This is a genomic window from Nocardia sp. NPDC049149, from assembly GCF_043197455.1.
Classification (GTDB): Bacteria; Actinomycetota; Actinomycetes; order Mycobacteriales; family Mycobacteriaceae; genus Nocardia.
Genome location: NZ_JBICTD010000028.1, coordinates 1 through 1467 on the forward strand (window position 1 = coordinate 1; position 1467 = coordinate 1467).

Sequence of the window (1467 nt, forward strand, 5' to 3'; positions counted from 1 at the left end):
GTGTATTGGCTGGATTCAATCGGTGGAAGCAACACCGGTTTGTTGTAGCGATTGTAGGTACTCGTTGAAGGCTTCGGCGGGTGTCTTCCATCCGAGGGTTTTGCGTGGCCTGGTGTTGAGGGTGTGGGCGATCGCTTCGATTTCCTCGGCATCCCACCGAGACAGGTCAGTTCCCTTCGGAAAGTATTGGCGCAGAAGACCATTGGTGTTCTCGTTCGACCCGCGCTGCCACGGGCACTTCGGGTCGGCGAAGTAGACCTTGACACCGGTGACGACGGTAAAACGGGCGTGATCGGAGAGCTCTTTCCCGCGATCCCAGGTCAACGATCGCCGCAGCTGTTCGGGCAACGTGGTGATTGTCGTTGCCAGAGCATTCGTCATCGTGACCGCGCCGTATCCGGCGAGGGCAGGACCGTTTTTGGTGCGCGGGACGAGGCCGTAACCTTGCTCTCTGGGCAGGTGGACCAACATCGTGAACCGGGTGGTGCGCTCGACCAGGGTGCCGATCGCTGAGCGCTGCAACCCGATGATCAGATCTCCTTCCCAATGCCCCGGAACGGCGCGATCAGCGACCTCGGGAGGACGTTTGCTGATCAGCGCTTCCGGTGTGACATGCGCCCACGCTTTCTGCTTCGCTCGCGCCCGGGGAACACGCAAAGTCCGCCCTTTGCGCAGGCAGGCGACGAGTTCACGTTTGAGAGCGCCCCGGCTTTCGACGTAGAGCGCCTGGTAGATCGCTTCGTGGCTGATGCGCATGGACTCATCATCAGGGAACTCGACCTCGAGCCGACGCGAGATCTGTTCCGGGCTCCACGCGGTCACCCATGCGCGGTCCCCTCGATGAGGTTTGTTGCGCCCCTTCCATTCCGGCGCGGCAGGGCCGTTGAGGACTTTCCCGTCAGCGGTGCGGACAACACCGGAGAGCCGTTCCTGGACGTAGTGGCGGAGCCTGTCGTTGGCGACGAGTTTCGCGGTCTTCGGACGCCGTGCGCGCCGCTCGGCATGCCACTGGGCGGTCGATGCCTTGTAGTCCAGCCGATAGCTGCGTGTGGACGCGTTACGTCGTAATTCGCGCGAGATCGTCGACGGGGCACGACCGATTCGGCGCGCGATCTCGCGCACGCCTGCACCCTGCGCGCGCCACAACGCGATGTCCTCACGCTCACTCGAAGACAAGTATCGGCCCGAAACTACTTGAGACAAACGGGGATTCACGCCGCCAGCATGCCTGAACCACCGGAATCCGACCGGCGAGGACACCCCAGCCTCCGCGGCAGCGTCCTCGGTCATCACCCCACGCGCGATCGCCGCCCAGAACCGCACCCGGTCCTCACGCCACGCCACCGTTGGCCTTCCAGGCGACGGAATCTGCCCCCGATACGCCCGAACCTCCAACTGCCGCTTCCCATACGCCAACACACACCTCCGAGATCAAGGTGTTGCGACGACCAGTTGAATCCAGCTTGG

Annotated in this window: 1 protein-coding gene; it reads right to left on the reverse strand. The window is 63.1% G+C overall.

The genetic code is table 11. The features are described 5' to 3' along the window. Positions 1-15 precede the first annotated feature (15 nt). The gene (locus ACGFNJ_RS44055; RefSeq protein ID WP_393462657.1) at positions 16-1290 is read right to left on the reverse strand and encodes an IS30 family transposase; all 1275 of its coding nucleotides are present in this window, start codon (positions 1288-1290) and stop codon (positions 16-18) included. Positions 1291-1467: the final 177 nt, after the last annotated feature.

What these genes read in the sequence shown, in the direction of transcription:
- ACGFNJ_RS44055 (WP_393462657.1), bottom strand. Translation starts at nt 1,290, where the DNA reads ATGACCGAGGACGCTGCCGCGGAGGCTGGGGTGTCCTCGCCGGTCGGA.